Source organism: Tessaracoccus sp. OH4464_COT-324 (assembly GCF_003932855.1).
In the GTDB taxonomy this organism is placed as follows: domain Bacteria; phylum Actinomycetota; class Actinomycetes; order Propionibacteriales; family Propionibacteriaceae; genus Arachnia.
The window spans coordinates 1-5690 of the sequence record NZ_RQYZ01000035.1 but is presented as its reverse complement, the minus strand read 5'-3'; the positions used below and the strand labels follow the sequence as shown (position 1 = coordinate 5690).

General features: G+C 67.2%; 6 protein-coding genes. All 6 read left to right on the top strand.

Features of this window, described 5'->3' with window-relative positions; all coding sequences use genetic code 11:
* A partial coding sequence (locus EII42_RS13030) for a sel1 repeat family protein (RefSeq protein ID WP_199729885.1) occupies positions 1–365 on the top strand: 365 nt, incomplete at its 5' end.
* 62 nt (positions 366–427) lie between these two features.
* Positions 428–1282, top strand: coding sequence for a tetratricopeptide repeat protein (locus EII42_RS11935; protein ID WP_125172374.1), 855 nt, complete (start codon positions 428–430; stop codon positions 1280–1282).
* Positions 1283–1370: 88 nt separating this feature from the next.
* Complete coding sequence (locus tag EII42_RS11930; protein WP_158676503.1) at positions 1371–2129, top strand: tetratricopeptide repeat protein; 759 nt, start codon at positions 1371–1373, stop codon at positions 2127–2129.
* Positions 2130–2268: 139 nt separating this feature from the next.
* Positions 2269–3015 carry an ABC transporter ATP-binding protein gene (locus tag EII42_RS11925; RefSeq protein WP_233558390.1) on the top strand — a complete coding sequence of 249 codons (747 nt, stop codon included), beginning with the start codon at positions 2269–2271 and terminating at the stop codon, positions 3013–3015.
* Positions 3003–4151 carry a COG1361 S-layer family protein gene (locus EII42_RS11920; RefSeq protein WP_125172372.1) on the top strand — a complete coding sequence of 383 codons (1149 nt, stop codon included), beginning with the start codon at positions 3003–3005 and terminating at the stop codon, positions 4149–4151. Before EII42_RS11925 ends, EII42_RS11920 begins: the two co-directional genes overlap by 13 nt.
* Positions 4152–4153: 2 nt before the next feature.
* Positions 4154–5509 (top strand): ABC transporter permease, encoded by a 1356-nt coding sequence (locus EII42_RS11915; RefSeq protein WP_125172370.1) that lies wholly within the window; start codon positions 4154–4156, stop codon positions 5507–5509.
* The last annotated feature ends 181 nt before the right edge of the window (positions 5510–5690 follow it).

Here is a 5690-nt window from a genome sequence, read left to right as displayed (position 1 = left end):
CCCGTACCGGCAGCGGCTACCGCATCTCTGACTACCTGCTAGACCGCGACGAGCTGCCCACCACAACAACCGACTCCCTCTGGGAGGCCGCGTTCGAACTCGCCACCCCCGAGGAAGTCTTCGCCGTCAAGGCGGCCGCCAACGAGGCCGGGCGTCCCGAGTATGCCGAGTCCCTGTGGCGCGCGGCCGCCGAGCAAGGCCACACCAATGCCATGACCACCCTCGACCGGCTACTCAAGGGACAGGGTCGCACCGCCGACCCCGAAACCTGGTTGCACAGGGCCGCCGAGCTGGGCAACGAGGAGGCCGCGCGGTGGCTCGCCGAGCTGAACCCACCCGGCACCGACCAGCCCGACGAGGGGTAGGGTCGGCTGCGAAACGTGAGCCGGGCTGCGGGGGCGACCCCATCGTCGGAGAGAATGGAACCATGACGAAGCCCGACTACTCCGCGTACTTCGACGAGTGGCGCCGCCTGGCGGACGAAGGTGACGCCCTGGCGATGCTCAGCATGGGCACGGCACACTACGAGCAGGGCGACCTCATCTCGGCCGAAATCTGGTGGATGCGGGCGGCCGACCACGGCGAAGCGCAGTCCATGTACAACCTCGGCGTCCTCCGCAACAGCGCAGACGACCGGGCGGCCTGCCGACGTTGGTGGGAGCGGGCGGCGCAGCACGACCACGCGCCGGCCATGCACGCCCTGGGCGTCTTGTGCCACGAAGACGGCGACACCGACTCCGCCCTGGTCTGGTGGCAGATGGCGGCGGAGCGCGACAACTTGATGGCGATGCGCATATTGGGCCGCTGGGCGGCGGAGCACGACGATTACGTCACCGCCGAGCTGTGGTGGCTGAAAGCGTCGGAGAACGGCGACTCCGACTCCATGGCCTGCCTGGGCCTGCTGTACCACCGCATCGACCAGCCCGAGGAGGCCTTCCGCTGGTGGCGACGCGGGGCCGAGTTGGGCAACGCCGCTGCCATGGCTGGGCTCGGCCAGTTCCACCTCCAGCGCTTCGAGTTCTTCGCCGCCTACCAGATGATCTACGAGGCCGCAGACCACGGCAGCCCCGAGGCGATGGTGTTCCTCGCAAACCGCGCCTACGCGCAAAACAACCTGGAGGAGGCCCGGAAGTGGTGGCGCTCCGCCGCCGCGCAAGACTACCCGGAGGCGATCTGCGCGCTGATCCAGCGGGCCCAACTCTCGCCCGAAGAGACCCGCCACTGGGAGGAACGAGCCCGCGCCGAGGGCATCGACTGCACCACGAAACCCGAGGCCCCCTGACCCACCGCACCCAACGCGGGCCCCAACCGGGAGACAAGAAGCCGCGCGCGGCCTGCGCGGCGGCCCGTCGTCGGCAACAATGGGAGCCATGACACAGCCAAGCTGCACCGAATACCTCGAAAGACTACGCCAGAAGGCGGATGCGGGTGACGTCGATGCGATGGTGGACCTGGGTACCCTGCTGAACGGGATGGGCGCCGTCGTCTCGGCCGCGTCATGGTGGGAGCGGGCGGCCGAGCACGGCGACGGGCAGGCCATGCACAACCTCGGCGCCCTCAGCATCGGTCGCGGCGACGTGGAGTCGGCGCTGCGCTGGTGGCGGTCCGCCGCCGAGCGCGGCGACACGATGTCGATGAGCAAACTGGGCCGCTGGGCGAAAGACCACAACGACTTCGCTACCGCAGAGCACTGGTGGCTCGCTGCCGCCCAGGCCGGTGATGTCGAGTCCATGTTCAACCTGGGCCTGCTGTACGCCCGTCACCAGCAGCCTGACAAGGCGCTCCCCTGGTGGCGGCACTGCGCCGAGCAGGGCCACACCGCCGCGATGGCCGCGCTGGGCGAGCTTCACCTCCAGCGCGGCGAGTACCGCGAGGCCTACCAGGTACTCCACGAGGCCGCCCGCCTCGGCGGGCACGAGGCGATGACGGTCCTGGGCGACGTCGCCTACGACAGCCGCAACCTGGAGACCGCCCGGGGCTGGTGGCGCTCCGCCGCCGAGCGGGGCAACCCGGTGGCGCTCTGCTCGCTGGCCCGGCTCGCCCAGCTCCCGCCCGACGAGGCCCGCCACTGGGAGGAACGAGCCCGCGCCCAGGGCATCGACTGCACCGCCCGGCTCAACCTCTCCTGAACCAGCCGACGGGGCCCACGCAGGCCGCGCCGCCGTCGGATAATTGAACAGTAAAGCGTATCGTTATAGCTTCCCGGCCTGCGGTGGTTTGCGGGTGCTCGCTAGACTTCCCCCTACCACCAACGGAGGATGACGAGCAATGATGCACGACGCACCAGCCCAGTTCATGGTGCGCGCACGTGACCTGAGCAAGGTCTACACGGTGGGCAGCTCGAAGGTGGCCGCTCTGAACCGCGTCCACCTCGACATCCCCGCCGGCAGCTTCACCGCCATCGTCGGCACCTCCGGCTCCGGCAAATCCACCCTGCTCAACCTGCTCGGCGGACTCGAAGCCCCGACGGCGGGTCAGGTCAGCGTGGCCGGCCACCCTTTGCATCGCTACAGCGAAAGCAAGCTGGTCACGTTCCGCCGCAACAACGTCGGCTTCATCTTCCAGTCCTTCAACCTGCTGCCGCAGCTCACGGCCCTGCAGAACGTGGCGTTGCCGCTGTCCTTCCGCGGCATCAGCCGCCCCAGGCGCGAGCGACGCGCCCGCCAGGTGCTGCACCAGCTGGGCCTCGCCCAGCACGCCAGCCACAAGCCCGCGCAGCTCTCCGGCGGGCAGCAGCAGCGCGTCGGCATCGCGCGCGCCCTCGTCGCCAACCCCAAGATCGTGTTCGCCGACGAGCCCACCGGCAACCTCGACTCCAGGACCGCCGAGGAAACGCTCCAGCTTTTCCGGGCCGTCAACCGGTCGCTGAAGCAGACGTGGATCATGGTCACGCACGACCGCCACCTGGCCAGCTTCGCCGACACCATCGTCGCCATCAGCGACGGGCGCATCGCCGAAATCAGCCACAACCAGCTCTCGACCAGCCTGGAGGTATCCCCGCCATGCGAAGACTAATCGCCTTGTTCTCCCTCGTCCTCGCATTGCTGCTCCTGACGCCGCCAGCGAACGCCAACCCGGCCGACTCCCCCGCGGGCGGCACCGTCTCCTCTCCCGCCGACGATGGCCCCGGCTCCGGCAAGGGCGACGACGGTGCGGGCAAGCAGGACAAGCCGGGCGGGCCGGGCGGCGACACCCCGGGCGGCGCCAGCCCGGGCGGCCCCGGTCCCGGCCCGGGAGCGCCGCAGAATCCGGCAACGGGGCGCCCACTGCCGCGCGTGATGCTGCGCGCTTTCACGACGGAGCCGGCCGTCGTGCCAGCTGGGCAGTCCTTCCGGGCTCATTTCACGCTGCAGAACATGTCGAAGAAGGTGAAGGTCAGCAACCTGAAGGTGACGTTCAGCGGCTCCGACGGCGCCCTCCTGCCCAACAACGGCTCGTCCTCCACATACATCGAGTCGATCAAGCCCGGCAAGAGCGTCAGCGGTTCGATGGATTTCACCGCCCTGCCCTCGCTGGAGGACCGGCCCTACCAGCTGACGTTCTCCGTGGAGTACGAGGATCCCGACTTCAATGCGCTGTCCTCGCAGGAGACGGTCTCGGTGCTCATCAAGCAGGATCAGCGCGCCAGCACCAGCCCGGTCAAGGTCTCCCCGCAGGAGGTCACCGTCGGACAGGAGGCGTCGCTCACGTTCTCGATCGCTAACCTGGGCAAAGCGAAGATGCACAACGCGCGGGTATCGATCGCGGAGGGGCAGGGTTTGCGCCCGACGGAACACTTCGTCGGCACGGTGGATGCTGGGGCTTCGAGCAATGTCGAGCTGCTGGTGATGGCCGACGAGCCGGGCCCAGTTTCTGCGAAGGTAGTGGTCACCTACGAGGACGCGGAGGGCAAGCAGAACACCCTGGAGAACCCCGTCGAGTTCCTGGTGGGTGAGCCGATCAAGCCCAACGACTTTCCGCCACCGACGCCGCCCTCGGTGGACGATGGGCCCGCCGACCCCGGCTACACCTGGCTGCCGTGGCTCATCGGGTTCGGTGTGCTAGCGGTCGCGGTCCTGGTGCTGGTGGTGTGGCTGCGGCGTCGCAGGCGCAAGCGTGAGGAACTGGACGACCTTCAGTTCCTCGACGGCCCCATCGCCCCCGGCGTGTAGCCATGCGGTTCTCGGACCTGCTGGTGGGCAGCCTCGCCAGCCTCAGGCAGCGGCTGTTCCGTACCTCTTTAACAGTGTTGGGTGTCGTGATCGGCACCGTATCGGTAGTGGTGATGGTCTCGCTGGGTGTGGGGTTGACGGCCGACCTGGAGCGGCACCTGCAGAACGTGGAGATGCGTTCGATCCGGGTGCATAGCGCGCCCAACGTCGCTCAGCGTCAGCATGGTGGGCTCGACGACGACACGCTCGCGCAGCTGCGACTGTTGACCGGCCTGGAGCAGGTCTACCCGGTCTACAACCTGCCGCTTGAGCTGCACTTCGACGGCCGCTCGGTGCCGGTCGAGGTGCACGCCCTACCTGCGGAGGCATTCGCACTGTTCGATCTGAAGTATGAGTTCGGCGGCCCGCCCCAGCCGCAGATGCCGCTGCAGTTGCTCGCGGGCGGCAACGTCAACGAGATGCTTTGGGACGGGCTCACCCCGGAACCGCCGAAGATTAACTGGCAGGGGAAGCGAGTCACCATCTCGCTCACCGAGTTCGACGATCAGCCGCTCCCACCGCAAGGCCAGAAACCGGACGATGCCAGCGGGGCGAAGAAGCGTGTTCCGGTCAAGATTTCGGGCCAGTTGAGGTCCGATCCGACGGCCATCAGCGAACTCGACTGGTACTTCACCGCTGATGTAAATGCCTTGGTCCAGACGTTGAAACGAGAGTTCCCAGGAAAGAAGCTGCCCAGCCAGAAGAACGCGCGGGCCACTCCGGGCGCCGGTTTCGTCTATTCGCATTTCGAGGTGGTTGCCGCCACCCCGGAAGATGCGGCGGAGCTGGTGAAGACGCTAAAGGAGTTGGGCTACCAGGTGGAGGCCCCGATCGAATGGATCAGGGCCGAGCAGCAGCAGGCGGTCACGATTCAGCTGGTGCTGGGCGGGATTGGTTTCGTGTCGCTGCTCGTCGCAGCCATCGGCATCGCCAATACCATGCTGATGTCGGTCTATGAGCGCACCAAGGAGATTGGCATCATGAAGGTGCTCGGCGCAGCGATGCGCGACATCCGGCGGCTGTTCCTGCTTGAGTCAGCAGCGATCGGGTTCATCGGCGGCGTGCTGGGGATTTTGCTGAGCTACGGCGTTTCTCATGTGCTCAACAGCATTTCTCGTGACGGTGCGACTGGGGTGGACGTGGGGATGGGGTTGCAGGCTGTGCCGGAGGAGTTCGTTCCGCCCGATATTTCCGTGATCCCACTGTGGCTGCCGTTGGCCGCGCTGGCGGGCGCAACGCTCATCGGCGCCATTTCCGGATGGTTACCGGCTCACCGGGCGATGCGGTTGAGCGCCTTGGGCGCCATCCGCTCGCAATAGGGCGAACAAGAAAAAGGGGGTTGGGGTGGAGTTGAACTCCGCCCCAACCCCCTTCCCGGGTTGGATCTTTCCCCCTGCACCAGGGGGATCAGATCAGACGCCCGTCTTGGGCAACTTCACCTTCGGCCGCGGGTAGAACCCGAAATCCAACGTCAGATCAGACTCGCCATCACGAGTCAAA

What these genes read in the sequence shown, in the direction of transcription:
- EII42_RS11925 (WP_233558390.1), top strand. Translation starts at nt 2,269, where the DNA reads ATGATGCACGACGCACCAGCCCAGTTCATGGTGCGCGCACGTGACCTG.
- EII42_RS11915 (WP_125172370.1), top strand. Translation starts at nt 4,154, where the DNA reads ATGCGGTTCTCGGACCTGCTGGTGGGCAGCCTCGCCAGCCTCAGGCAG.
- EII42_RS11935 (WP_125172374.1), top strand. Translation starts at nt 428, where the DNA reads ATGACGAAGCCCGACTACTCCGCGTACTTCGACGAGTGGCGCCGCCTG.
- EII42_RS11920 (WP_125172372.1), top strand. Translation starts at nt 3,003, where the DNA reads ATGCGAAGACTAATCGCCTTGTTCTCCCTCGTCCTCGCATTGCTGCTC.
- EII42_RS11930 (WP_158676503.1), top strand. Translation starts at nt 1,371, where the DNA reads ATGACACAGCCAAGCTGCACCGAATACCTCGAAAGACTACGCCAGAAG.